15 protein-coding genes and 3 rRNA genes are annotated in these 25,930 nt (G+C 44.0%); 17 read left to right on the forward strand and 1 reads right to left on the reverse strand.

Translation table 11 applies throughout. The features are described from left to right. The first annotated feature begins 2 nt into the window (after positions 1-2). The 9 genes from HXT43_RS00685 (at position 3) to HXT43_RS00725 (ending at position 13,899) form a co-directional block, all read left to right on the forward strand. Positions 3-1,799 carry an ABC transporter ATP-binding protein gene (locus HXT43_RS00685; protein WP_116442890.1) on the forward strand — a complete coding sequence of 599 codons (1,797 nt, stop codon included), beginning with the start codon at positions 3-5 and terminating at the stop codon, positions 1,797-1,799. 54 nt (positions 1,800-1,853) lie between these two features. Continuing rightward, a complete protein-coding gene (locus HXT43_RS00690; RefSeq protein WP_116442891.1) occupies positions 1,854-2,834 on the forward strand; it encodes a TatD family hydrolase in 981 nt (326 codons plus the stop codon). A gap of 164 nt (positions 2,835-2,998) precedes the next feature. Then, positions 2,999-5,632 carry a KUP/HAK/KT family potassium transporter gene (locus HXT43_RS00695; RefSeq protein WP_116442894.1) on the forward strand — a complete coding sequence of 878 codons (2,634 nt, stop codon included), beginning with the start codon at positions 2,999-3,001 and terminating at the stop codon, positions 5,630-5,632. A gap of 23 nt (positions 5,633-5,655) precedes the next feature. Further along, positions 5,656-6,471, forward strand: a complete 816-nt coding sequence (locus HXT43_RS00700; RefSeq protein WP_076003085.1) for an HD domain-containing protein — start codon at positions 5,656-5,658, stop codon at positions 6,469-6,471. 144 nt (positions 6,472-6,615) lie between these two features. Then, on the forward strand, positions 6,616-6,762 hold the full coding sequence (locus HXT43_RS00705; protein ID WP_162720529.1) for a hypothetical protein: 147 nt from the start codon (positions 6,616-6,618) through the stop codon (positions 6,760-6,762). 192 nt (positions 6,763-6,954) lie between these two features. Then, positions 6,955-8,481, forward strand: a 16S ribosomal RNA gene (locus tag HXT43_RS00710). A gap of 375 nt (positions 8,482-8,856) precedes the next feature. Further along, positions 8,857-11,917: ribosomal RNA gene (locus HXT43_RS00715) — 23S ribosomal RNA — on the forward strand. Positions 11,918-12,096: 179 nt separating this feature from the next. Then, positions 12,097-12,213: ribosomal RNA gene (rrf, locus tag HXT43_RS00720) — 5S ribosomal RNA — on the forward strand. The 16S, 23S and 5S rRNA genes sit together here, the layout of an rRNA operon. A gap of 435 nt (positions 12,214-12,648) precedes the next feature. Further along, positions 12,649-13,899, forward strand: coding sequence for a DUF6591 domain-containing protein (locus HXT43_RS00725; RefSeq protein ID WP_415707075.1), 1,251 nt, complete (start codon positions 12,649-12,651; stop codon positions 13,897-13,899). A gap of 113 nt (positions 13,900-14,012) precedes the next feature. Here the strand turns inward: HXT43_RS00725 and HXT43_RS00730 are convergent, their stop codons facing one another. After that, positions 14,013-14,573: a hypothetical protein gene (locus HXT43_RS00730; protein WP_117009052.1), complete on the reverse strand. Its 561-nt coding sequence runs from the start codon at positions 14,571-14,573 to the stop codon at positions 14,013-14,015. 346 nt (positions 14,574-14,919) lie between these two features. Here HXT43_RS00730 and HXT43_RS00735 point away from each other — a divergent pair, with 346 nt between their 5' ends. The 8 genes from HXT43_RS00735 to HXT43_RS00770 all read left to right on the forward strand — a co-directional run bounded on the left by HXT43_RS00735 (position 14,920) and on the right by HXT43_RS00770 (position 25,809). Then, positions 14,920-15,474, forward strand: a complete 555-nt coding sequence (locus HXT43_RS00735) for a cysteine hydrolase family protein (RefSeq protein ID WP_004118531.1) — start codon at positions 14,920-14,922, stop codon at positions 15,472-15,474. Positions 15,475-15,700: 226 nt separating this feature from the next. Beyond that, complete coding sequence (locus tag HXT43_RS00740; RefSeq protein ID WP_117009050.1) at positions 15,701-18,019, forward strand: choice-of-anchor M domain-containing protein; 2,319 nt, start codon at positions 15,701-15,703, stop codon at positions 18,017-18,019. 34 nt (positions 18,020-18,053) lie between these two features. After that, positions 18,054-19,256 (forward strand): choice-of-anchor M domain-containing protein, encoded by a 1,203-nt coding sequence (locus tag HXT43_RS00745; protein WP_117009056.1) that lies wholly within the window; start codon positions 18,054-18,056, stop codon positions 19,254-19,256. Positions 19,257-19,269: 13 nt separating this feature from the next. Further along, positions 19,270-21,465 (forward strand): choice-of-anchor M domain-containing protein, encoded by a 2,196-nt coding sequence (locus HXT43_RS00750; RefSeq protein ID WP_410299598.1) that lies wholly within the window; start codon positions 19,270-19,272, stop codon positions 21,463-21,465. 51 nt (positions 21,466-21,516) lie between these two features. Continuing rightward, positions 21,517-23,232 carry an anchored repeat ABC transporter, substrate-binding protein gene (locus HXT43_RS00755; RefSeq protein ID WP_421780997.1) on the forward strand — a complete coding sequence of 572 codons (1,716 nt, stop codon included), beginning with the start codon at positions 21,517-21,519 and terminating at the stop codon, positions 23,230-23,232. Positions 23,233-23,252: 20 nt separating this feature from the next. Continuing rightward, positions 23,253-24,041: an anchored repeat-type ABC transporter ATP-binding subunit gene (locus HXT43_RS00760; RefSeq protein ID WP_174163559.1), complete on the forward strand. Its 789-nt coding sequence runs from the start codon at positions 23,253-23,255 to the stop codon at positions 24,039-24,041. Continuing rightward, on the forward strand, positions 24,041-24,904 hold the full coding sequence (locus tag HXT43_RS00765) for an anchored repeat-type ABC transporter permease subunit (RefSeq protein WP_064340515.1): 864 nt from the start codon (positions 24,041-24,043) through the stop codon (positions 24,902-24,904). The genes HXT43_RS00760 and HXT43_RS00765 overlap by 1 nt, the downstream gene beginning before the upstream one ends. A 20-nt stretch (positions 24,905-24,924) precedes the next feature. Continuing rightward, positions 24,925-25,809: a lysophospholipid acyltransferase family protein gene (locus tag HXT43_RS00770; protein WP_064340516.1), complete on the forward strand. Its 885-nt coding sequence runs from the start codon at positions 24,925-24,927 to the stop codon at positions 25,807-25,809. Positions 25,810-25,930 lie beyond the last annotated feature (121 nt).

Consider the following 25,930-nt stretch of genomic DNA (forward strand, 5'->3'; position numbering starts at 1 on the left):
AAATGGCACAACGTAATACTTATCGTGAAGACGAAGGTCAAGAAGAACACATAAACGTGCACGAACTTATGCGCGTTAGAAAATATATGAAGCCGTATGCTACTAAACTTCTATTCGTAATTATGGTAGTTATTAGCGGCAGCATAATTATGACAGCGATGCCAATGATTACAAAAACGCTAATCGACGTTGTATTGCCTCAGAAAAACGTCAATTATTTATATACAATTATTGCAGTATTTGCAGTGCTCATTATATTGTATGAACTCGGTTTAGCATACAGAACTTTAGCGATTACACGCATCGGCCAGATGATAATCAAAGACATGCGTCGCGATATTTTTACGCATGTGCAATCATTGTCTTTTGATTATTTTGATTCGCGTCCGCATGGGAAAATTCTGATTCGCATTGTAAACTACATCAATACGCTTTCTGACACGCTTTCATCCGGTTTAATTAACGTATTTTCTGACGTTTTTGTGCTTATTATTACATTAATAACAATGTTTGTTATAGATTGGCGAATGGCTTTGTGGAGCTTGGCACTATTCCCAATATTTATAATTTGGACGCGAACTTTACAAATTTTGCAAAGAAAAGCGTCTAAAAAGTTATCAAATAAACAAAGTAATTTAAATGCGTATTTGCACGAATCAATCGCAGGAGTAAAAACAACGCAAACTTTTGCGCGAGAAGCTATGGCATACACTACTTTTCAAGAGCAACAAGCAGAAGTAAGAAGTGCTTGGATGCGAAACGTTAGAGTGCAAATGTTACTTTGGCCTGGTGCTTCAATTATTGAGACTGCAGCAATAGCGCTTTTGTATTACGCTGGCATAGCAAACTTAGGTGCAATGAACGTGAGCACGGGCACGCTTATAGCATTTGTTTGGTATTCGACTACTTTCTGGGATCCAGTAGTAAATATTGGAAACTTCTACACGCAACTTGTAACGTGCTCAGTTTATTTGGAACGAATTTTTGAAACTTTACGAATTAAGCCAAATATTGTAGATAAGCCAGATGCTATTCAATTGCCTCAGATCGAAGGAAAAGTAGACGTAAATGACGTTGTTTTCCGTTACGAAGAAGATGGAAGGCCAATATTGAACTTGGTTGATTTGCATGTTAATCCTGGTACTACTGTAGCTCTTGTGGGGCCTACTGGCGCAGGAAAAACAACTCTTGTAAGTCTTCTTTCTAGATTCTACGACGTTTCAGAAGGCTCGATTACTATAGACGGGTACGATGTACGTTCAGTAACGCTCGCATCTCTTAGAAAACAAATGGGCGTAATGTTGCAAGATAGCTTTATTTTCAGTGGAACCGTACGCGAGAACATCCGTTATGGGAAGCTCGATGCCACTGATGAAGAAATTGAGAATGCAGCGCGCGCAGTTCATGCTCACGAATTTATTGAAGGATTACCGAACGGATACGATACTGAAATTGAAGAGCGCGGAGCCACTCTTTCTGCAGGTCAGCGTCAGCTTATATCGTTTGCGCGAGTATTGCTTGCGAATCCGCGAATTCTTATTCTAGATGAGGCAACAAGTAATATTGATACTCGTACAGAAGAAGCATTACAGGCAGGATTAGCTCAATTACTTAAAAATCGCACATCTTTTGTAATAGCGCATAGGCTTTCGACGATTGAGAATGCGGATTTGATTTGTGTAATCGATCATGGAGAAATTGTTGAAAAAGGCACTCATAACGAGCTTATGGAGGCAAGAGGAGCGTATTATCGTCTTGTAAAATCGCAATATGATGCAATTCGCAAAGCAGTTTTATAAATACTTATCATTCAATAAAAATTGACAGTTGAGTTTGCGAGTAGACTTAAAAATATGAGTAAACATCATCGCGAACATAATTGGGCGCCGGCTTTAGCAGCGCAATCTGCAGTATGGGAAAATCTGCTACAAGAAGGCATAACAATTGCAGACGATCACACGCACATGCTTAGCGTTGTGGATTTTGCACATAATTTGAATCAAGAATTAGCAGAAAAAGGTCGCGATTTAATAGCGGAACCTACTGCAGACGATTTAGTTGCTCAAGCAAAATCATCAGGCGTTTCACACATGCTAGAAGTCGGATGTGAATATCCAGATTGGGAGCCGACGATTAAGTTTGCTCAAACGCATGAAAATTCAGTTCGTGCAGCAATAGCAATACATCCAAACGAAGCAGTATTACATGGTCACAAAGGCGTTCAAGGACCTGACGGACTACCGATAGTTTACAAGCCGTATCACGATATTCCATTTGACGAAGCTATGCAACATTTGCGCTCGCTAGTAATTGCTCATCCAAAAGAAGTAGTGGCAATAGGTGAAACCGGTTTAGACTACTTTCGTACGGGAGAGACTGCGCGAGAAGCACAAATAGAGGCTTTCCGCGACCATATTGCGCTCGCAAAAGAGCTGAATTTACCTTTACAAATTCACGATCGTGATGCGCATGAAGACGTAGTGAAAGTCTTACTGAAAGATGGCGCTCCTGAGCGAACAGTATTTCACAGTTATGCTGGTGCTGTGGATTTAGCCGAAATATTGAAAGAGCACGGTTGGTACGCAAGTTTTTCTGGAACTATAAGTTACAAAGGCAATGATGAATTACGCGAATCTGCGCGAATTATTGGCAAAGACCATATAACTGTTGAAACGGATGCGCCTTATTTAACGCCAATGCCGTATCGTGGACGGCCAAACGCGCCTTATATGGTTCCTTATACGCTAGAAACACTTTCTGAAGTTCTAAATATATCGTTATTGCAAGCAGCGAAAGTTACACGCGAAAATACGCGAAAAATTTACGAATTTTAGGAATATAAAATCCTTAATTTTCAAGGATTTTTTAATATTTTTTGCGCGATGCACTATTGTTGTATACAATATCCAAGTACGGAAATAAAACTGTGAGGTGTGAGGTTTATGCGACTTCTTGTTGGCATCAAGAAGAAGCCTCATATATGGAGGAACAATTAAGCATGACTAAGTCACGCACTGCTGTACCGTCAAACGATAGTACAAAGGATCCTCGCAACGGCGCGAAAGATTCCGAGAAAAGCACTAAATCCTTAAAAGGTACTAAGGATGCTATATTGCGAGCTGCCTCGTTTACTAAGGCTCCTCAGGTGTCAAAAAAAACGACAACACGCGAAGAGCGCAAAGTAATAGCTCAGCAGCAAGCGCAAGAAGTAAAAGAAGCGGAAAAGCTTGTTGCTAGTGCAGTACGAGGTCCGTTAGGTAGATGGTGGGCAAAATTGCAAACCAGTTCCGATCGTTTTACATTGGGAATGGCAATTGTTGCTCTTGGCGTTGTTTATGGCGATATTGGTACTTCTCCGCTTTATACTGCGCAAACATTTTTAGCAGGTCAAGGCGGCTTACAAAACATAAATCGCGCGACTATCTACGGAATGCTTTCGCTACTGTTCTGGTCAATCACATTAATTACAACCGTAAAATACGTATTTGTTGCAATGAGAACAGACAACAAAGGCGAAGGCGGCATTTTTGCTTTATATTCGCTTCTACGTAAAAAAGGCGCGTGGCTTGCAATACCGGCAATGATTGGTGGAGCCGCGTTTTTGGCAGATTCTGTGCTGACTCCTGCAGTTTCCATCTCTTCAGCAGTTGAAGGTTTGCGCACTATTGCAGTGTTTAAGCCAATATTCTTAGAAAATGAGAATTTGTCGATGATGATTACGGTTATTATAATCGTCATACTTTTCTCTGTACAGCAACGCGGAACTGAGCGAATTGGCAAAGTATTTGGCATTGTTGTGATGCTTTGGTTTGCTTTCCTTGCGCTGGTTGGTGTCATGAACATTGGCCAAGATTGGACTATTTTTGAAGCACTTAACCCGATTCATGGCATAAAATTCCTGTTTAGCACGCATAATGTGCAGGGATTAGCGGTTATGGGTGTGATCTTCCTTTCTACTACCGGTGCTGAAGCGTTATATTCTGATATGGGTCATGTTGGTAGAGGCAATGTGTACGCAACCTGGCCGTTTATTAAAGTTGCTTTGCTGCTGAATTACTTTGGGCAAGGCGCTTGGATGTTGAAAAATCAAAACGATAAAGCATTATGGTCAATAGAAGGTTTGAACCCGTTCTTCCAAATGCTTGAACCAAATGTGCGATATGTTGCCGTTATTCTTTCGGTTACTGCTGGCATTATTGCTTCTCAAGCGTTGATTACAGGCGCATACACAATGGTTTCTGAGGCAACAAGCCTAAATTGGATGCCACATTTGCAAGTGCGATATCCTGCTAGAACTCGTGGACAGCTGTATATTCCAGTTGTGAATGTTGTGCTGTGTGTTGCCACTATTACGGTTCTTGCAGTATTCCGCGATTCTGAACATATCTCTGGCGCATACGGTTTAGCTTTAACTCTAACTATGCTTGCTACGACTATTTTGCTCACAGTGCACATGTGGTATCAAAAGAAGCGATTTGGTGCCTTCATATTTGCAATCGTATTCCTCATGATTGAGATGATGTTCTTTGTGGCTTCCATGGCGAAATTCATGCACGGTGGCTGGTTTACTATGCTGCTCGGTGTTTCAATTTTGATCATTATGGTCACTTGGAAAGATGGAACTAAAATTGAGCGTTCGCAACGTTTGCACATGAAACCGAAAGATTTCCTACCTGTGCTAGATAAGTTGCACGGAGATTTCCGTATTCCGTATTTCGCTGACAATATTGTGTATTTGACTTCCGATCGTGAAATGAAGCGTCTCGATACTGGAATCTTCTTCTCTATTTTTGCCGACCATCCAAAGCGTGCTAGAGCTTGGTGGGCTGTTTCTGTAGAAACAGATGACGCTCCGTTTACTCGTGAGTATTGTGTAGAGAATTTCGGTACGGACTACTTATTCCGCGTAAAAATTAAACTCGGATTTAAAGTGTCGCCTTCTATACCAGCGTATCTTCACCAAATTATGCATGACTTATCGCACACGGGCGAACTTCCTCAGCAAAAATCCGTGTATCCAAAGGTTGATGCAGATCCAGATATTGGACCAATTCGCTATGTTCTGTTGCACAAAGCGTTGATGCCGGAATCTAATATTTCTGTGCGTGGAGCGTTATCTTTAAAGATGAAATATGCAATTAGACATGTTGCTGGTACGCCTGTTAAATGGTTTGGTTTGGCTCCTTACAATCCGGTTGTTGAAGTGCAGCCGTTGTTTGTTTCTACTCGCAGACCTCCGCGTTTGAAGCGTGAAGACTGTTCTCAGCGAGCAGTTCAATCTTTGCAAGGTGCCTCAGCGCTTGAAACTAATATTCACGTTGTGAAAGATATCAGACCTACTGATGCTGAGCAGACTGCTGTTATGAACGCACGAGATATTGCTGCTGCTAATGTGATGTTTGCTAACGAAAAACTTGCCAATACTGGGAAAATTAGCCCAGTTCCAATTAAAGAGACAAAAAAAGTTAGCGTGGAGAAGCCTAATAAAGATGGGGCAAATATCGATGCAGCGAATGTAACGCATGCTGTTGTGCAGGCTGTGGAGGATGCTGCTCGTGCCAATGATACGAATAGTGTGAAATCTGAAAAGAGTGCAGCAACTGAAAAGAGTGCAAAAAATAATCTTAAGTAAGAATCTTAAGGAAGAGCCTTAAAATGGAAAATGGTGCAGAAAGCATACTTAATTGCAACTCGATAAAACTCGCTAATCTACCTGATTTTGGTGAAGTAGAGAAATTGCATAGTGCAACTGCACCATCTTCTGCTGCTTATGAGCTTATTCACGGTCATTGTGTTGTAATCTCAACAATTGCTTGGCAAATTGCTCATCATTGCAATATGCTTTTGTCCGCTGAAAATCGTGTTGCTCAAATGAGTGGAACTTTGCGTAAGCGTGCTGAAATAGCAAAAAATTGCCTTCAGGAGCTTGTCGGAGATAGTTATGCAATATTACCTGCGGTTAGTGATGGCTTAGCTCCAAAACAGTATATTGATGAATACGCAGCTTTAATAGGTGGATTGTTGCACGATATTGGCACGTATTTTGTGCTTGAAAGTGATGGCAGTAGCAACGCTGGTGGCATATTACGCTTTGATGGACCGAATTATATTTTGCATGGTTTGCGCGGATATAAATATTTAATTGATAATGGTTTTAGTGAGGATGCTGCGCAATTTGCGCGCAATCATACTGGAGTTGGCTTAACTCGAGAGCAAGTTGTTGCGCAAAATTTGCCTCTTCCTGCTGAAGACTATATTCCGCAAACAGTTGAGCAAGAAATTGTTATGGTTGCGGATAAATATAACAGCAAATCGATACCTCCTCGTTTTTTGACAGTTGATTCTTATCGTCGCAAGGCTGCGCGATTTGGTGAAGACAATGCTAATCGGTGGATGCAATTAGTTACGAAATATGGTGAGCCAGATATTGCAGGCCTGGCAGAAATCTTTAATATGCGTGTTGATGCGTGAGCGCTATTGATTTTTTGCGTATTTTTATCCTATTTTTGTGTATTTTTTAAGAAATCTATTATTTTTTAAAAAGTTTTTTATAGATTCAATATCAGATAGCATGTTTTTTGGTGTTTTTTGCGTGGTTTTCGACACGCCGGTGTTTTGGCTTGTTTTCAATGGTTTTGGGGTGTTTGTTTTTGGTGGGTTTGCGTTTTAGCGTGGGTTGGTGTAAGTTTATCTCTTGCTGCTCAGCGCGGCTGGTTCTCCTCGGTTGAGGTTGATGGGCCGGCTGGTGTGGTGGTGGTTTGAGAACTCAAGAGCGTGTCTGTACTACTTATTAGTTAATTATTGCCAGTTCATTGCCTGCCTTGCAGATTGCAGGGTGCCTGAGAGATGGTTAAATGGTGGTGAGGTTTTTTGTTGGGATGTTCTTTCCTTAAAGAATGTCTCGTCTTTTTCTTTTTAATATTGGAGCCTTTTGTTGGCTCTTCATTGAAGTTTTTCGTGGAGGGTTCGATTCTGGCTCAGGATGAACGCTGGCGGCGTGCTTAACACATGCAAGTCGAACGGGATCTAGTCAGCTTGCTGACTGGTGAGAGTGGCGAACGGGTGAGTAATGCGTGACCAACCTGCCCCATGCTCCAGAATAGCTCTTGGAAACGGGTGGTAATGCTGGATGCTCCAACTTGACGCATGTCTTGTTGGGAAAGTGTTTAGTGGCATGGGATGGGGTCGCGTCCTATCAGCTTGTAGGCGGGGTAATGGCCCACCTAGGCTTCGACGGGTAGCCGGCCTGAGAGGGCGGACGGCCACATTGGGACTGAGATACGGCCCAGACTCCTACGGGAGGCAGCAGTGGGGAATATTGCGCAATGGGGGAAACCCTGACGCAGCGACGCCGCGTGCGGGATGAAGGCCTTCGGGTTGTAAACCGCTTTTGATTGGGAGCAAGCCTTCGGGTGAGTGTACCTTTCGAATAAGCGCCGGCTAACTACGTGCCAGCAGCCGCGGTAATACGTAGGGCGCAAGCGTTATCCGGAATTATTGGGCGTAAAGAGCTTGTAGGCGGTTCGTCGCGTCTGGTGTGAAAGCCCATCGCTTAACGGTGGGTCTGCGCCGGGTACGGGCGGGCTAGAGTGCAGTAGGGGAGACTGGAATTCCCGGTGTAACGGTGGAATGTGTAGATATCGGGAAGAACACCAATGGCGAAGGCAGGTCTCTGGGCTGTTACTGACGCTGAGAAGCGAAAGCGTGGGGAGCGAACAGGATTAGATACCCTGGTAGTCCACGCCGTAAACGGTGGACGCTGGATGTGGGGCCCATTCCACGGGTTCCGTGTCGGAGCTAACGCGTTAAGCGTCCCGCCTGGGGAGTACGGCCGCAAGGCTAAAACTCAAAGAAATTGACGGGGGCCCGCACAAGCGGCGGAGCATGCGGATTAATTCGATGCAACGCGAAGAACCTTACCTGGGCTTGACATGTGCCTGTCGACTGCAGAGATGTGGTTTCCCTTCGGGGCAGGTTCACAGGTGGTGCATGGTCGTCGTCAGCTCGTGTCGTGAGATGTTGGGTTAAGTCCCGCAACGAGCGCAACCCTCGCCCTGTGTTGCCAGCGGGTTATGCCGGGAACTCACGGGGGACCGCCGGGGTTAACTCGGAGGAAGGTGGGGATGACGTCAGATCATCATGCCCCTTACGTCCAGGGCTTCACGCATGCTACAATGGCCGGTACAACGGGATGCGACATGGTGACATGGAGCGGATCCCTTAAAACCGGTCTCAGTTCGGATCGTAGTCTGCAACTCGACTACGTGAAGGCGGAGTCGCTAGTAATCGCGAATCAGCAACGTCGCGGTGAATGCGTTCCCGGGCCTTGTACACACCGCCCGTCAAGTCATGAAAGTGGGCAGCACCCGAAGCCGGTGGCCTAACCCTTTTGGGATGGAGCCGTCTAAGGTGAGGCTCGTGATTGGGACTAAGTCGTAACAAGGTAGCCGTACCGGAAGGTGCGGCTGGATCACCTCCTTTCTACGGAGTTTTTGTGCACGCTCGGTTGAGTGTGGTTACTGGTGTGGAAAACAGTGGTTAACGTTTTATATGAGTTTGTTGGGCATGCTTTTGGGTTCCCGGATTGCCACCCCCCTTGTTTTGGGGTTGCGGTCCTTGACTCACAGGATTTCAGGTTGATGCTTTTTGAGTGTTGATGCTGGTTTTGTGGTGTTGTGGTGGTTTGAGAACTGGATAGTGGACGCGAGTAAAATGCGAGACTTTTTTGGTTTCGATTTTTTTGCTTTTATCAATTTCAACCGGCTCCTTTTGTTGGAGTCGCTTGATCGTTTTGTGATCGTTTAGTGTGATGATTTTTTGTCTAGAGAATTTTGCTGATGGGTTCTTACTTTAGTGTTTGTCACTGGTAAGGGCGTATGGTGGATGCCTTGGTAGACAGGACCGATGAAGGACGTGACGGGCTGCGATATGCCTCGGGGAGCTGCCGAGTGGGCTTTGATCCGAGGATTTCCGAATGGGGAGACCCGGCCACTGTTATGAGTGGTCACCACAGTTTTTGTGGGGGGTACGCAGGGAAGTGAAACATCTCAGTACCTGCAGGAAAGGATACTCCGTGAGTAGTGGCGAGCGAAAGCGGATCAGGCTAAACCGGGTGCGTGTGATAGCCGTCAGGTGTTGCGCATTCGGGGTCGTGGGATGGACTGTTCAGCCTCTGACGGGGTTGAGGAGAGTGATAAAATGTCGTGCTAGGTGAATGGGATTGAATTCCCAGCCGTAGAGGGTGATGGCCCCGTAGCTTGTCGTGCGATGTCTCTTTATGTTTATTCCCAAGTAGCGCGGGACTCGTGGAATCCCGCGTGAATCTGCCCAGACCGTTGGGTAAGCCTAAGTATTCCTGTCTGACCGATAGTGTACTAGTACCGTGAGGGAAAGGTGAAAAGCACCCCGGGAGGGGAGTGAAATAGTTCCTGAAACCGTGCGCTTACAATCCGTCGGAGCCTTCTTTGTGGGGTGACGGCGTGCCTATCGAAAAATGAGTCTGCGAGTCAGTGGTATGTGGCGAGGCTAACCCGGGTGGGGGAGCCGTAGCGAAAGCGAGTTTTAAAAGGCGTTTGAGTCGCATGTCCTGGACCCGAAGCGGGATGATCTAGCCCTGAGCAGGTTGAAGCGCGGGTAAGACCGTGTGGAGGACCGAACCCACCTAGGTTGAAAACTGGGGGGATGACTTGGGGTTAGGGGTGAAAGGCCAATCAAATTCCGTGATAGCTGGTTCTCTCCGAAATGCATTTAGGTGCAGCGTCGTGTTATTGCTTACAGGGGGTAGAGCTACTGGATGCTTGCGGGCCCATACCGGGTACCAATAGCAGCCAAACTCCGAATACCTGTTAGGTTTATCACGGCAGTGAGTCGGCGGGGGATAAGCTCCGTCGTCAAAAGGGAAACAGCCCTGATCGTCGTCTAAGGTCCCGAAGCGCGTGCTAAGTGGGAAAGGATGTGGAGTCGCATAGACAGCCAGGAGGTTGGCTCAGAAGCAGCCATCCTTGAAAGAGTGCGTAACAGCTCACTGGTCTAGTGGTTCCGCGCCGACAATGTAGCGGGGCTTAAGCACGCCACCGAAGACGCGGCTGCATGATTTGTTTCATGCGGGGTAGGAGAGCGTCCTGTATGGGGTGAAGCGGCAGTGTGAACTTGTCGTGGACTTTACAGGAGTGAGAATGCAGACATGAGTAGCGAGAGACGGGTGTGAATCCCGTCCGCTGAATGACTAAGGGTTCCGGGGCCACGTTCGTCGTCCCCGGGTGAGTCGAGTCCTAAGGCGAGGCCGACAGGCGTAGTCGAATGGATGAACGGGTTGATATTCCCGTACCGGTGTTACACCGTTCGAACTGAATCTGAGAGTACTAACCTTCATTTTCTTGTTGATTGCCTTTCGGGGTTGTTGATGGGTTTGTGTTGGGACTGTATCGGTAGTAGGTTAGCGTGGGAGTGACGCGGGTAGGTAGCCGGCTGCGGAGGTGGTTTTCCGTGGCTAAGCGTGTGGGCTGTCTCCTAGGTAAATCCGGGGGATGTTAAGCTGAGGCGTGATGGGTAGGCTGTAAGGCTGATTCCGGTGATCCTGCTTGCCAAGAAAAGCTTCAACGTGAGGTGTGATTCCGCTCGTACCCTAAACCGACACTGGTGGTCTGGTAGAGTATACCGAAGCGATCGGGCGAATCCTGGCCAAGGAACTCGGCAAATTACTCCCGTGCCTTCGGCATAAGGGAGACCCCTGATGGTGATATGGTTTTACATTGTTGAGCTGTTGGGGGTGGCACAAGCTAGGGGGTAGCGACTGTTTACCAAAAACACAGGAGCGTGCGAAGGCGTAAGCCGCTGTATACGCTCTGACGCCTGCCCGGTGCCGGAAGGTTAAGAGGATCCGTTAGCTTCGGTGAAGCGGTGAATTTAAGCCCCGGTAAACGGCGGTGGTAACTATAACCATCCTAAGGTAGCGAAATTCCTTGTCGGGTAAGTTCCGACCTGCACGAATGGCGTAACGACTTCCCCACTGTCTCGGCCAGGAGCCCGGCGAAATTGCAGTACGAGTAAAGATGCTCGTTAAGCGCAGAAGGACGAAAAGACCCCGGGACCTTTACTATACCTTGGTATTGTCGTTAGGTGTGGATCGTGTAGCATAGGCGGGAGGCTGTGAAGCGTGGGCGCTAGCTTGCGTGGAGTCGACAGGTGAAATACCGCTCTTTCCATATCTGGCGTCTAACCTCGACGCGTTATCCGTGTCAGGGACAGTGCCTGGCGGGTAGTTTAACTGGGGCGGTTGCCTCCTAAAGAGTAACGGAGGCGCTCAATGGTCCGCTCAGCCCGGTTGGCAATCGGGTGTTGAGTGTAATCGCACAAGCGGGCTTGACTGTGAGACTGACGGGTCGAGCAGGGACGAAAGTCGGAGATAGTGATCCGGTGCCGGCGTACGGACGTGGCATCGCTCAACGGATAAAAGGTACCCCGGGGATAACAGGCTGATCATTCCCAAGAGTCCATATCGACGGGATGGTTTGGCACCTCGATGTCGGCTCGTCGCATCCTGGGGCTGGAGCAGGTCCCAAGGGTTCGGCTGTTCGCCGATTAAAGCGGCACGCGAGCTGGGTTCAGAACGTCGTGAGACAGTTTGGTCTCTATCCTCTGCGCTCGTTGGAATGTTGAGGAGACCTGCCCATAGTACGAGAGGACCTGGGTGGACGAACCTCTGGTATGCCGGTCGTCACGCCAGTGGCGCTGCCGGTTAGCTACGTTCGGAAGGGATAACCGCTGAAAGCATCTAAGCGGGAAGCCTGCTCCAAGATAAGCATTCCTTGCACTTTAGTGTGTGAGCCCCCATGTAGAACACGTGGTTGATAGGCTAGATGTGGAAGCCCTGTAAGGGGTGGAGCTGACTAGTACTAACGGGCGATGGTGACATTCTTCCTCACTTTTACTAGTGGGGAGGGTGAGTTCCTTATGAGTATTATTCTTCTAGCGTTAATGAGTACTGAATGTTTTGCTTAACGATCAGTTGATAAAAGAGTTTTTACGCGCGTTCATGTCCGGTTCCCTAACCGCCACGTGTTGCCACTCAATGGTTTTGAGTGTATAATCTAGTTTTGCGGTGGTCATGGCTCAGGTGAGACGCCCGGTCCCATTCCGAACCCGGAAGCTAAGGCCTGACACGGCGAGGGTACTGCACTCGATAGGGTGTGGGAGACTAGCACGCTGCCGCATTATTTTTCTAGCGGGGAGTTTTTTACTCCCCGCTTTTTTCATATTCGCATACTGTTTTTTCGTTTTCGTATACTGTTATCTGTAATCCTTCAAACGGGGGCGCGACGACCTGTCTGAGCGCTGCGATTTAGCGCGCGAAGGCAATTCGGAGCGGAAACTCGCTTAAGTTGGAAGTCCACTGGACTTCCAACGCGAGTTTCGTAGCGAGCACGTATAGTGCGAGTGTCGTCTCGCAAATGGAGCGTAGAGCGAGGGTTAACCCTCCAAACGCGAGAGACTCACATCATAATTGGAGCAGATGTTGACGTTAAACCCTCCAAAACTCATACAACATTTAATACTTAAAAGTCCAACAATTTATTTGATATTATTTATAGCAAAGCATGAGATGCATTTTCATGATATATGCGTATCAATATTGTTAGGAGATGATGTATGAAATGTGCAAGTTGCGGAATGGAGTCTTGGAATGACTTCTGCCCATACTGCGGATCAAAATTAAAGGTCGAACAATCAACAGCAGCTTCGACTTTTGAGCAAAATATTCCTGTTCCGCCGCCGCAACAGAATCTCACTGTTCCAGCAGCTACAGGTTATGGCAGCATGCATGCCAAAAAGAAAAAGCCAATTTATAAAAGATTTTGGTTTTATTTACTCAGCATAATAATAATTGTTGTTGCAATATGCGGATTCTTGAATATTAAAAAATTAGATAACGGCGTTGTTATTAATTGGAATGAGATGGTTTTAGGCTCAGAATTGCCAAATCCTCCATCTAACATGGGTAAAATCATTGAAAACTCTTCTGAAGAAATGAATGTTGATATAAACAATATTTCTGCCAAACAGTTTAATGATTATATTAAAGCTTGCAAGGATAAAGGATTTACTGTAGATTCAAAAACTGATTCTACAGAATATTCTTCTTATAACAGTGAAGGCTATAAATTAAAATTGCTTCGTTATGAAAGCAATAATCAGCTAAGTATCGCGCTGAATGCGCCGATGGAAATGTCTCCAATTACTTGGCCATCGAGTAAAGCAGCTAATCAATTGCCTGTACCAAAATCTATATTCGGAAAGTTCTCATACGAAAATGAGGATAGCTTTAAAGTTTATATTGGCAACACCAGTATGGAAGATTATGAGAAATATGTGAAAGCTTGCTCTGATAAAGGTTTTACAGTTGACTACAGCAAGAAAGATGATTTGTACAATGCGAAAAATAATTCAGGTTGGGATTTGTCATTAGGATACGAAGGCAATAATATTATGAGCATTAGTATCAGTGCTCCAGATAACGAGTCTAAAGACAGTGATGATGACAATAAGTCTGATGCGAAGAAAGATGCCGCAAAGGCTGCTCCAAAGCAAGCTACTCCAAAAGCTGAACCAAAACCTAAAACTAACACGAAGCTTGTTAATGGATTGCGTAGTGATTTCAAAGCGGCAATGGATAGCTATGAAACAGTTATGGACGAATATGTTGCGTTCATGAAAAAGTATAAGAAAAATCCAACTGATAAGACTATTCTTAATGAGTACTCTGCGTATTTAGATAAATATAATGATGCAGTAAAAAAGTTCAACAATTGGCATAGCAAAGATTTGAACTCTGATGAGCTTAATTATTATGTTGATGTTCAAGCGAGAGTTTCTAAGAAACTTATAGCTGTGTCCCAATAGTATTAACTATATTTGTTTGCAAATGTAGCGATAATAGTAGGGGTCAATGTTCTAAAATATTGACCCCTACAATTATTTTGTAAACTGCTTACAATTTACAATTTTGTTTACTCTTATTTTGCATGTGCAAAATTTGAAAGTCTTGCAGCTTTCTTTTCTTTCTTTTTTATGACAATTCCAACTATTGAGCAAACTATTACAGCCACTGCCAACGGCGTATAAAGGTAATATGTAAAGCCAAAAGTATAATTATCTGAAGGAAGTGCATGACGGCTTACTGCGTCATAATTCATAAGAAGTGATGCAGCTGCCAAGATGAGTGCAAATACAATATTTGCAACAGGCTTATTTAAAAGTGTAAACAATAGTATAAGAAGTATAGATGCGATCAGTGCAATTATGAGAACAACATTTATTATTGCTTCATTCTTGAGCCAGTCATTTCCATGAGAATTATTAGCAAGACAGAAATATAACCTAAGATTTTCTAACATCGATAAATCGACAGCGTCAATATTTTTAAAACCTATTTCTTTTGCGAACAAGATGTCTGGATTTGATGTCAAAAAATTCCTGTATTCTCCGTACGATGAAGAATATGGCAGAAGCAATCCAATTAAAGCAATGCCGCTAAAAATAAGATTAACAATCTGGTGAATTTTTATTTTTTTCATATTTTCCTACCTATAAAACTACTTAGTACTGTTAATTTGTTTTTTGTTCCAATATTTTATCAGTAAGATTTAAAATTTGCCGCAAGGTAGTGATTAAATGATGATAGTCGGTGCAGAAGCAAGTGAGCTTTGAGTATTCTTTGAATATTAAGGTATTGCGCCGATTGCAATTGGGCCAGCAATTGAGTTGATAATTGGGCTATCAATTGAAATAAAATCAAGCAATTAAGAATGCGGAATATTGTAACTAAAGCGATTATGCTATTGCAGTAGAGCTATTTGCAATAATGCTGTTAGCAGTAATGCTATTTGCGATTATTCTGTAAATTTCATACAAGGAGTGGGTATGAATAAAGCCCTTATTAACATTGATTATACGAATGATTTTGTGGCAAGCGATGGCTCTCTTACTGTGGGCGAGCCTGCGCAAAAGCTCGAGAAGCGTATTACTGAGATTTCGCAGGAATTTCTTGACGCTGGTGAGTTCGTGGTTTTTGCGATTGATACGCACCATTTGAACGATCCGTATCATCCTGAAACTAAGCTTTTCCCACCTCACAATATCGCAGGAACTCACGGCCAGAAGTTATATGGCACACTTGGTGATTTTTACGAAGCAAATAAAGATAAAAGCAACGTGTATTACATTCATAAAACTCGCTACTCTTCGTTTAATGGCACGGATTTGCTGATTAAGCTTCGCGAACGCCATATTGAGGAGCTGCATTTGGTGGGAGTTTGCACGGATATTTGCGTGCTTCACACTGCTGTCGATGCGTATAATCTTGGATTCAAGATTGTGGTTCACAAGGATGCCGTTGCAAGCTTTGATCCTGCAGGTCACGAATGGGCTTTGCGTCATTTTAAGACTTGCCTTAATGCTGATATTGTGGAAGGCTAAAAGTTGCTTTTAAAAAATATTAGATAGATATTGAATAATTATTAAATAATCGACGCTGGTTGCTTTAAGCTGCCAGCGTTTTTGTTTATTCGGAGTGTCGACTTGCTATTAATGAGAATCATTATTATTATTAATAGACGTTGTTAAAAATCTTCCATAATTATTTGCGAAAAGAAGAGCGCATATAACGATAAGAAGATGAAGTGTAGAGAGCGAAATAGTAATTATGACTCAGGTCATTAGGAATATTGTGAAACGTGCTTTTGCAATGGCAAGTGTTGCAATACTTGCCATTGCCGTGCTCGCATCAGGATTTAGTGCAGCTTTACCGGCAGTTGCATTAGAAAATGGTAATCCTGCTGAAAAATACGATCCTACAAAAAAGGAAGTGCTAAGTCACGGCCATACAGACGTGTTTTACCCAATTCAATACAATGGTAAATTCATTATGGCCGTCGAAAAAGACGCTGCTACTTTCTTAAAGCCTGAAAACACTACTTTGCGCGTAGCTAAAAGCACGTACACTACAAAATCGCAACTTCCTGCTCTCGCTACTGAATACTACTATCTCGATAGTTCCGGAAATCAAAAAGGGAACCCTCTTTTCCCGGGTTGGGACACAGGTTATGCTGCATCTTTAGTTGGCGCATCTCACGCAGATGATGCAACAGCAGATATTGCAATTCAGCAAGTTACTGGACCAATGAACGGGCGCATTCTGCTTTGGACTACCGATGGCATTGGAAAAAATTCGAAGAAATTATCATTTGAAGAGAATGATTTAGACGACGAACCTGATACTGATGGCAGTCGATTTATGCTACCTGGCGTAATTCACCAACATACTGCTGGCCACGTGCATGCAAACTGGGGATTTACGCAGCCTGGCGTTTACAAGCTAAAAGTAGCAGCAACTATTACAAATAAGAACACTAAGAAGCAGATCACAACCGAACCTGCAGAATACACTTTTGAAGTAGAAGATACATATTCAGGCGAAGTACCTGCTTCTGGCATTACGGAAACGCTTGATTTGCACCGTCGCGGTGATTTTATTAATCCTGACGATGATGAAGAAGCGCACGAAGCTTCCAAAGATCATAAAGACACAGATAAAGACGATGGCGGCGATATGCGCATCGGCAATATTCGTGATTCCGGGCCTCATCCGCATTATCATTCATACGAAGGTTATGGTGGTTTAGACTTAAAAGTAGTTAACAAACCAAAGGGTGCTCGTATTGAGTGGAGATATGTGCGTGCTGACGAAGGTCCTGACGCGTATGGAACCACTCTTTTTGCTGAGAGATTGCAGCTTCCGGCTGAGCCTGCAATGAACAAGATGAAAGTGTATGCTCACGCAACTGAAGGTGAAACGCAAGTTGGCAAAGATACTGCGTCTGCAACCATCGCCGTTGAAGATCACGGTGCCGACGGACATCCTGTAGTAAAAGCAATTGCTCCTTATAAGCGTTTCAAACCAGGGGATACTTTACACGCGAAAACAGTATTGCTTAACCCTCATGTTGCAACCGACGGTGTTACCGGTGCGCCAATTGACGATCCGACAAGTCCAGTAACTTCCATTGTCAAAGATTATGTTTGGTTGATGAAAAAGGAAGGAGAAAGCGAATTTAAGCGCATTCCGGGTGCTGCAAGCAGCAAGTTGGAGCTAAAACTTGATGCGTCAATGCAAGGTGCAACGATTCGTCCTTCCTTAGTTTTAAAGAACGGTGAACTTTACCGTAATAAAATGTTTGATGAGTTTTGCGATTATGTTATTGAGATGAAAGGTGTTCCTCACTCTCATAACCATGATGGCGATGATGATCAAAGTGGTTCTGATTCTGAAGATGATGAGAACCCTCACGGGAAAAAGCACCATGAGAAGCGTCATAATAAGCGCAAAAATAAGACTAAGCATTTCGCTGGTGGAAAGAACTTTTTGAAAGGCGTATTCGGCGGTGCTGCAAATTCTGGACTATTCGGATCTAGCTCTAATGGTGGATTCCAATTCGAATCTAATTTCTTTAAGAAATCCAACAGAAAATTCAAGCGCACAAAGAAGAATCGCAATAAGACTAACCGCACTAATCGTAAGAATAATTCTAAAAATAATACGCAAAGTGGTGCTAGTTCTGGTTCTAGTTCTTTTACAAGAACAGAAAATTCAAGCGGAACATCGTTACATAATTCATCGCGACGAACTTCTGGCGGAACTCATACTAAGAACAAGAGCTCTAAGAAAAGTGGACAGACTATTCGTAATTTCGTGAGAACAGATAATAATTCTGGCAATAAGTCCAAAAATAGTTCTGTCAATAACCCTGATTTTGTTAAGAATACTGAACACCATGCTTTGCAAGGTGCAAGGCAATACAACGAAGAATCTGATGAAGCGTATGAAGATGATTCAGATGATACAAAAGGTGATAGTTCCTCGACTAAGTGGGTTGCGGTTGCAGCTTCAGGTGCGAGCGTCGGCTTATGCACAATAACTGGTGCATGCGGTGCTTTGGTACGTCCTAGATTGAAATTGTTGTAAATAGTATTCGTATTATTACTAGAAAGTTTAAATGATGAATTACAAACAAAATGAAACATTGCAAGTAAAACGAAAGCATGCATATTCTACTGCGTTGCTTGCGCTCATATTTTCTTTAGTAACTTTGGTTGCATCTTTATGTGCACCAAATCCAATGCAAGAAACTGCTTATGCCACTGAAGGCAATCAGCCAGTTATGATTCAAGCAGGTCATGCTGATTTTGGACCAACGCTAATCGACGGCAAATGGAAATTGAAGATTCGCGATGATACTGGTGATGAACCAGTGTGGCGAGACCCAGAAAATGTGGTATTTAAATTAGGTGGCAATTCAATAATTCCTATGCCTGATGACGCTGCCTACAGTTTTATTGGCGAAAAGCCTGGAACGAAGCTGTATGTTATTCCACAAACTCAGAATCCTGATGTGCCGTGGCTTGGTTGGAATACGCAGGAAGGTGGCGTGCTTAACGAGCTCGATCGTGGTGCAAACCTTTCGCTTGAAGGAGTAAGTGGTCCAGGCAAATTGCATGTTTACTTAGAAAATGGCAATAACAATCCACAGCAGCTTTGGGATAGTACTAAAGGTTATCCGCAAAACAGCTGGATTGAAACTAACGCTCATACTCACGTGAATTGGGTGTTTTCTAAGCCTGGAATTTATCATGTGAAGCTTACTTTTTCAGGAAAGCTTAAAAACGGACGCGCTGTAAGCGATACGCGTGTTCTTAATTTTGCAGTTGGAGATAATACCGATCCTAATGCTGCTTTAGGTGCGGGCGCTGCTGCTGGAGCAAGTGGCAGCGAAGGCGACGAAGAGGATCAAGATGAAGAAGACAACGATGAAGCCACAAAAGATGAAACTAACAATCATCACAAACTCCTTCGCAACCAGCATAAGCATTCTCACAAAGTATCTGAGAAAAGTGACGATACAGCTCTAGTTCTTCAAATCGTAGGTATTTTTGTTGCTATTATTGCCGTAATTATTGTGATTTTTGTGCTAATAGCTGTAGTTAAAAGTAAGAAAGCACGAAATCTTGCGCTTGCTAAGCAAGTTTCTGCACAAGCTAATCAACAGTATGCAAATAATGCAAATTTTGTGAATAATGCAAATGGCGACAGTACTTTGTCAAATCTAGTGCGTGATCAAGAAACGACAGTGATGTCACCAATTAATAATTCTCAATATTCTCAATCAGACAATATGCAATCTGATGGTACTCAGTGGAAATAATGGTGTGACGAAAATGGTTCGTAATAGTATAAAGAAACTATCTCGCGCTTTGTTGGTGGGCGTGTGCTTGTGTGGCATGATGATGGGAACTCCCGCAGCTTTTGCTGACAATGGCAGTGACGCAACTGTTGTAAGCGGAAAGAAATCTTCTAAAGATTTTGACGCAATAAAGCAAGCTAATTTTAAAGCGTGTACGGCTGCTCGCTTAGATAAAACTGCTTCACAACCTGCGGCTGATAGTAAAGCTGTAATGTGCCATGCATATAAAGGTCATACTGACGTTTTTGCAACTTTCTTTGATGCTACAAGCAGGCGCATAGTATTAGGCACCTTGGGAGATGCGTTTGAAAGTGAAGATCATGATGGCACTCGTTACGATACGAATCGACTTATTTTTGAAGTCGGTTCTAAAAACATCATGCAGCTTTCCAAAGATGAGAACAATTCGGTAATAAAAGAAATCTACGCAACAACTCGCGAAGGTGTAGTCTGGTTCTTTGATCAATCTGGAGCTGGAAATACTGGTGCATTATGGCCTGGTTTAGATACTAGACCGTTATATGAGGGAGCTGGTTCTACAAAAGTTAACCCAACAGTCAAACTGTCATTAACTGGTATCGAAGCACCCCACAACGGCGAAGTTTTTATGTATACTCGCAGCGGTGACGATTATGAGAAAATGCTTGGTTCTGTTGACGGATGGCCGAAAGATGTTGACATCACTGAGACTGGTGGCAAGCATTCTCACATGTATTGGTCTTTTAACCGTCCTGGTGTGTACAAGTTAAAAATGAAGGCTACTACTACCGTTGGTGACGAGGAGCAAAGTTCTGAGCAAGTCTATACATTCCACGTCACTAATCATGATGTAACAGCTGGGGATTTTGCTGATTATGATGGCGCATCTTTTGATGGTGATGAAGATGGTGAAGATGACGAAGAAGATTCAGATGATAATGACGATTCTCAAAGTGAGGATCACAGTATTAATGTGCAACAAAGTAACGGATCTTTCTTCATTAACGGTAACAACAACACTGTGTATGTGACTCCATGGCCTGGAGCAAAAATGCAACAACAAGGACTTCTTGGAAGTAATAGAGGACTTTTTGGAAGTAATAACGGTGGTCTTATTCATGGGGAACATAACGCGAAAAGCGGAAAGCAAGATTCTCAAAGTCAGCAATCTACTTCGACAAAGTTCAAAGACATCAAGGGTGACAAACTCGTTATAGACCACGGTCATGTTGATATTGCTGTATATACTGGCGATTCAAATAAAGTTGATATGGCTGTGCAAGAAGATGTGACAGGAAGCCACGTCTTTAGAGACCCGGATACAGTTGTATTCGCAGTTGGTGATGCTGGTAAAACTAACGGCGTGTATCGTATACCGCAAACACAAATTGATGGTGTGCCATGGATGGGTTGGAATAATCAGTCTATGAATCCTCATAAGCCAACTCAATTGAGCCTAACAGGAGTTGAAGGTCCTGGAAACGTACGCGTTTGGATGTTTGGAGGTTTGGGCGGCGGAGATCAAGAGATTTTCTCCACTCAAGGAGCAGCAGATTATACAATACCTGCAAATACGCATGCTCATGCGAATTGGGATTTCGACAAACCTGGATATTACACATTGCAATTCCAAGCTTCTGACGGAAATTCTACAGTAACTCGCAATATTCACGTTGCTGTTGGTGTAGATCCACAAGAAACACCAATGGGCTCTGCTGGCGGTGTTGAAAACAATGAAGAAAAGGACACCAAAAGCAAAAAAGGTGGACCTTCTGCACCTCATAATCCAGCAAAACCTGCTAATTTGCCTCATTCTGGCGGCAATCATGGCAGCCGTGGAATCGGTTTTGTCGGTGGCGGAAATTCTTTTGTTGGTGGTCGTGGTTTTGGATCAAATAATTCACACTCTGGAAAACAATTGCCAAGAAAAGCTAAAAAGCATAAAGGTCTTGTTTCAAAAATTAGTAACAAGAGGCTTGCTAAAAGTTTGTACCGACAGAAGTTGAACGATAATGACGATGTTGTGAAGTCTGAAGCAAAAGGTGTAACAGGATTATTTAAGCGAAATCCTTTACTTGCTTATTCGCTTCTTGCTGGTGGAATTATTGCTGTGCTTGGCGTTTTGGGTGCAGGAATTTGGTATCTCTACAATCGCGGACTTATTAACTTCAACTGGCTGTTGCGCTATTAGTAGTAGGAGTGTGTAAGGGTGATTCATAGGCCCAGAAGAGTAAAGCAAACTTTGTTTTCTTCGATTGGTGCAATTGCAGTCGTCGCGCTTATTTTGCCGCTTTCTGCTTGTGGTAGTGCTAATGGGAATCGTGCAGGACATCGCGATGGTCGCATTAATGTAGTTACAACTACAGGCGTTTTGCGTGATATGGTGGCGAATGTAGCAGGGGATGCTGCAAATGTGAGTTCAATCGTACCTGATAATGCAGATCCGCACTCTTACGAGCCGCGATTGCGTTCAATCAGAGATGTTGTGTATGCTGACGTGGCTTTTAGTAATTACATGATGCTTGAGGAGCATGGTGTTATTACTGCTTTAGATGCGAATTTGCGAAAAGGCGTGCCGAATGTGCAACTTGCTGAAGAAAGCGTGAAACATGCGGCGGATATTATTCCAATGGTCGAAGATGTGTCGTTGGACACTATTTGGCTTGGTCTTGCTACAGAACGCCAAACTTCGCAGACGGTTGAGGAAGCTGAAGATACTAAAGAGCAACAAAAATCTCAAGAGAAATCTGATAAGTCGCAGTCTTCTCAGGTTTCTCAATCTTCGCAATCAAACGCGCCTTCCACTGTAACGAAAGAAGGACGCGCTACTGTAATAAAGCCAAAAGCATACAACATGAAGCGTTCGGACAGGATCCGCTTAACTGCAACTAAAGTAATTGGTCCTGGTTCGCTTTTCGCTTACCTTACTGGCACTTTTGGAAGTGTAGAAACTTACGTTAATTCAGCAAACGGAATTAACGATGAAGATCATGTGGATTTGCCTGCGGACGCGCACACGCATTTAAGTTGGGCTTTTAGTAAGCCAGGAGAATATACTCTCGGTTTTCACGCAGATATGCTCAATGCTCAAAACGAGAGGGTTGCAAGTTTAGGAAACGCAACTATGCGTTTTGCTGTTGGCATTAACGCGCAGAAATTAGCGAAAAAGCGTGGAGCTAGTGTAGTTTTGAATCAAGGCCATGCAGATTTGGCTTACGATTTAGCTAAACGCGGATTTTTGTACAGAGTTGACACTTTGCAAGAAAAGCGGTCGGTTGCACCAAAGCGCGTGTATTATGAGCCGCGAGATGTAGTAGTAGAAGTGCCGACTAATGCTTTAAAAGAAATTCCAGCTGAACAAGGCTATAGATTCCTTGGATTTGCACGGCAGAAAATCTATCAACTTCCACAAGCTGTTCTTGGAAAACATGTTCACGGAGATATTGATCCGCATTTATGGCAGTCAGTGAAAAACGGAATTGCTTATGTGCGCACAATAGCTGACCGCTTGTGTGAAGTCGATCCTAAAAATGCTCGCAAATATCGCGCAAATGCGGACCGATACATTAACAAGCTATTAGATGTAGACGCGTATATGAGGCAAAAAGTGGCGTCAATTCCAAAAGAGCGTCGCAACTTGGTTACAACGCATGACGCTTTTGCATACTTAGGTAAAGCTTATGGCGTAAATATTGCGGGATTTGTAACAATCAACCCTTCAAGCGAGCCAAGCGTGCAAGATAGGCGCAGACTTTCGCAAATTTTGCGCGACTTGGAAATCCCTGCAGTGTTTTTAGAGCCGAATTTAATTTCTCGCTCGTCTGTGCTTAAAGAGCTTGCGTCTGAAGCGCATGTGAAAGTTTGCCCAATTTATGGTGACGCTTTCGACGCAAATGTGCGAACTTACGCGGATATGATGCGAGCTAACGCGGATTCTTTAGCGAAATGTTTGAAGTGAAAGTGTTAAAGGTAGTAAATATGGAAGAAAATGCAGTAATTTGCGCACACAATTTGAATATTTCGTACGGGAATCGCGCTGTGGTAAAAGACGTTTCTTTTACCATTAATAGTGGCGAATTTGTGGGATTACTTGGCGCAAACGGTGCCGGTAAAACAACGCTATTTCGTGCAATTATGGGTTTGATTCCACATACTGGAAAACTCGAAGTGCGTGCTCCTCATATGGAAGGTGCAAAACTTAATTCTCGCGTATCTTACGTTGGGTATGTGCCTCAACGTCACGATATTGCGTGGGATTTCCCACTTTCTGTTTTAGATGTAGTGATGATGGGTAGGATTCGTCATATTGGTTACGTTCGCCGCGCTAAAAAAGAAGATTACGAGATCGCATTAAACTCGCTTGAACGCACAGGAATGGCTGATTTCCAAGATCGTACGATTGGAGAACTTTCTGGAGGTCAGCGGCAACGCGTGCTTGTTGCTAGAGCATTAGCTGGAGAGCCGCGTTTGCTTCTGTTAGACGAACCGTTTACTGGACTCGATATGCCTACTCAGGAGCTGCTTACCGATTTGTTCTTGAAATTGTCTGCTTCTGGTGAAGCAATTCTCATGAGCTCACACGATATTATTGGCTCAATTAACTCATGCTCGAGAATAATGCTATTTGATGGCACTATTGTGGGCGACGACGATCCGCAACATTTGCAAACAGAACAGTGGGTACAAACCTTCCACGTAGCTCCGCAAAATCCGCTTATTAAAGCAGTTGAGCGCGTAATTGGTAAGGAAAGTGTGGTAAAAGAGTAATGTTATCTCCAATAGAATTTATACAAGATTTAACAAATCCGGACCTTTGGTTTTTGCTAAAAGCACTTATTGTAGCGTGCCTTTCTAGCGTAATTTGTGGTGTAGTTGGATGCTATGTAGTGCTTAGAGGAATGGCGTTTATTGGAGATGCTGTAGCTCACTCAGTATTCCCAGGACTTGCTATAGCCTTCGTATTGCAAGGAAATCTGCTATTTGGAGGAGCACTCGCAGGAGTTGCAACCGCGCTAATCGTATCTATTTTTAGCCAAAACCGTAGGCTTCGCGAAGACTCATTTATTGGCGTATTTTTCGTATCTGCTTTTGCTCTTGGAATTGTGATTATTTCTAAAGCATCTGGCTACGCTGGATCCTTAGAATCCTTCTTGTTTGGCTCGATTACAGGTATTCCTGATTCAGATATTGCTGTTGTTGCTATTACTGGTTTGATTATTTTGGCTATATTATGCATGTTCCACAAAGAGCTTGTTTGCGTATCGATGGATCGAGAAACTTCGCGCGCAATGGGATTGCCGGTTGCATGGCTAGATGGAATGTTGTACGTGTTAGTGGCTATCGCTGTAGTTGTTTCCGTGCAAATTATTGGAAACGTGCTTGTGCTTGCTCTGCTTGTGACTCCTGCTGCAACTGCGCGACTGCTTACTGATCGGCTATCTAGGATGATGGTTTTAGCTCCTGTTATTGGTTGCGTTTCTTCGATTGTTGGAATGTATATTTCGTGGAGCTTTGATACAGCAACGGGCGGAACAATTGTGCTCGTAGCAACCGCTCTCTTTGTGCTCGCTTGGGCGTGCTCTCCTAAACATGGGTTGATTGCAAAAGTAGGTCGTAGCGTAGGTTTATAGCATGCTGCACAATAGAAAGCATGGTATCAAAAGGAAAACCTTCGCCAAGAAGTGCAGTAAAACCACTCAGTGATGAGCAAGTAAAGCTTTTAGCAAGTAAACACAATTTAGTTGACCCAACGTATTACTATCCGACAGGAAAACGCAAGCCAAATCAGGTAGAAATTGACGCGCAAAATCCTAAAGCCGCCGAAAGACTGCTCGAAGGAACGTCGCGCGTATTGCGTTCACGCTGCAAAGTAAAGGCGTGGGGATTGGAAAACGTGCCAGAAGAAGGCGTGTTTATTACAGCTTGCACACACGTGACGATGTTTGACGTTTTCATACCTATGACTGCACTATTTCACCAAGGTCGTCGTCCGCGCTACATGGCAAAAGCGGAACTCGCTCACTGGCCAATCTTAGGCAAATGGTTCCAGCTTGTAGGCATGCAGCCGGTTCCTCGCAGAAGCGGAAAAGCGCGAGAAATAGAAGAAGAATCTATTAAAATCCTCACCAATGGCAGACCTTTAAGTGTATGGCCTGAAGGAACAGTTACGCGCGATCCTAAAAAATGGCCTATGAGCATGAAGCCCGGAATTGGTATAATTGCTCTCGAAGCATCGCGCAGACTCGGACATCAGATTCCGCTATTTTGCGCGGTTACATGGGGCGCAGCAAGCATTAACCACTGGTGGCCGTGGCCAAAGAAAAATGTTGTAATGTGCTACGATACCCAACTCGATTATGCTGACTTGCTAAAGGGGAGTGAAAATTGGGGAGAGCTACCTCCTCTTGAATCTGCTGAAGAGTTGGCTCGTCGCGTGCGTGTGCGTATGACGCAGATTATGGAAGAAATTCGTGGAGAAAAATCTCCTGCAGGATACTTCGATTACAGGCAGATGAAACGCGTTACGGAAGAATAAAATAAAGTATCTTTTAAAAATCCCGTAAAGCGGCATGTGTAGAATTGTGTAATAGTGTGATTACAAATAAATAGCTATACAGTAGCTTATAAAACTCACAACCGAAAGGCAGGACGTAAAA

Origin of the sequence: Gardnerella sp. DNF01195 (assembly GCF_049244175.1) — a bacterium.
Classification (GTDB): domain Bacteria; phylum Actinomycetota; class Actinomycetes; order Actinomycetales; family Bifidobacteriaceae; genus Bifidobacterium; species Bifidobacterium leopoldii.

Bases quoted from the DNA above. Each gene is read 5' to 3' on its own strand.
- HXT43_RS00685 (WP_116442890.1), top strand. From the start codon at position 3: ATGGCACAACGTAATACTTATCGTGAAGACGAAGGTCAAGAAGAACAC.
- HXT43_RS00690 (WP_116442891.1), top strand. From the start codon at position 1,854: ATGAGTAAACATCATCGCGAACATAATTGGGCGCCGGCTTTAGCAGCG.
- HXT43_RS00695 (WP_116442894.1), top strand. From the start codon at position 2,999: ATGACTAAGTCACGCACTGCTGTACCGTCAAACGATAGTACAAAGGAT.
- HXT43_RS00700 (WP_076003085.1), top strand. From the start codon at position 5,656: ATGGAAAATGGTGCAGAAAGCATACTTAATTGCAACTCGATAAAACTC.
- HXT43_RS00725 (WP_415707075.1), top strand. From the start codon at position 12,649: ATGAAATGTGCAAGTTGCGGAATGGAGTCTTGGAATGACTTCTGCCCA.
- HXT43_RS00730 (WP_117009052.1), bottom strand. From the start codon at position 14,573: ATGAAAAAAATAAAAATTCACCAGATTGTTAATCTTATTTTTAGCGGC.
- HXT43_RS00735 (WP_004118531.1), top strand. From the start codon at position 14,920: ATGAATAAAGCCCTTATTAACATTGATTATACGAATGATTTTGTGGCA.
- HXT43_RS00740 (WP_117009050.1), top strand. From the start codon at position 15,701: ATGACTCAGGTCATTAGGAATATTGTGAAACGTGCTTTTGCAATGGCA.
- HXT43_RS00745 (WP_117009056.1), top strand. From the start codon at position 18,054: ATGAATTACAAACAAAATGAAACATTGCAAGTAAAACGAAAGCATGCA.
- HXT43_RS00750 (WP_410299598.1), top strand. From the start codon at position 19,270: ATGGTTCGTAATAGTATAAAGAAACTATCTCGCGCTTTGTTGGTGGGC.
- HXT43_RS00760 (WP_174163559.1), top strand. From the start codon at position 23,253: ATGGAAGAAAATGCAGTAATTTGCGCACACAATTTGAATATTTCGTAC.
- HXT43_RS00765 (WP_064340515.1), top strand. From the start codon at position 24,041: ATGTTATCTCCAATAGAATTTATACAAGATTTAACAAATCCGGACCTT.
- HXT43_RS00770 (WP_064340516.1), top strand. From the start codon at position 24,925: ATGGTATCAAAAGGAAAACCTTCGCCAAGAAGTGCAGTAAAACCACTC.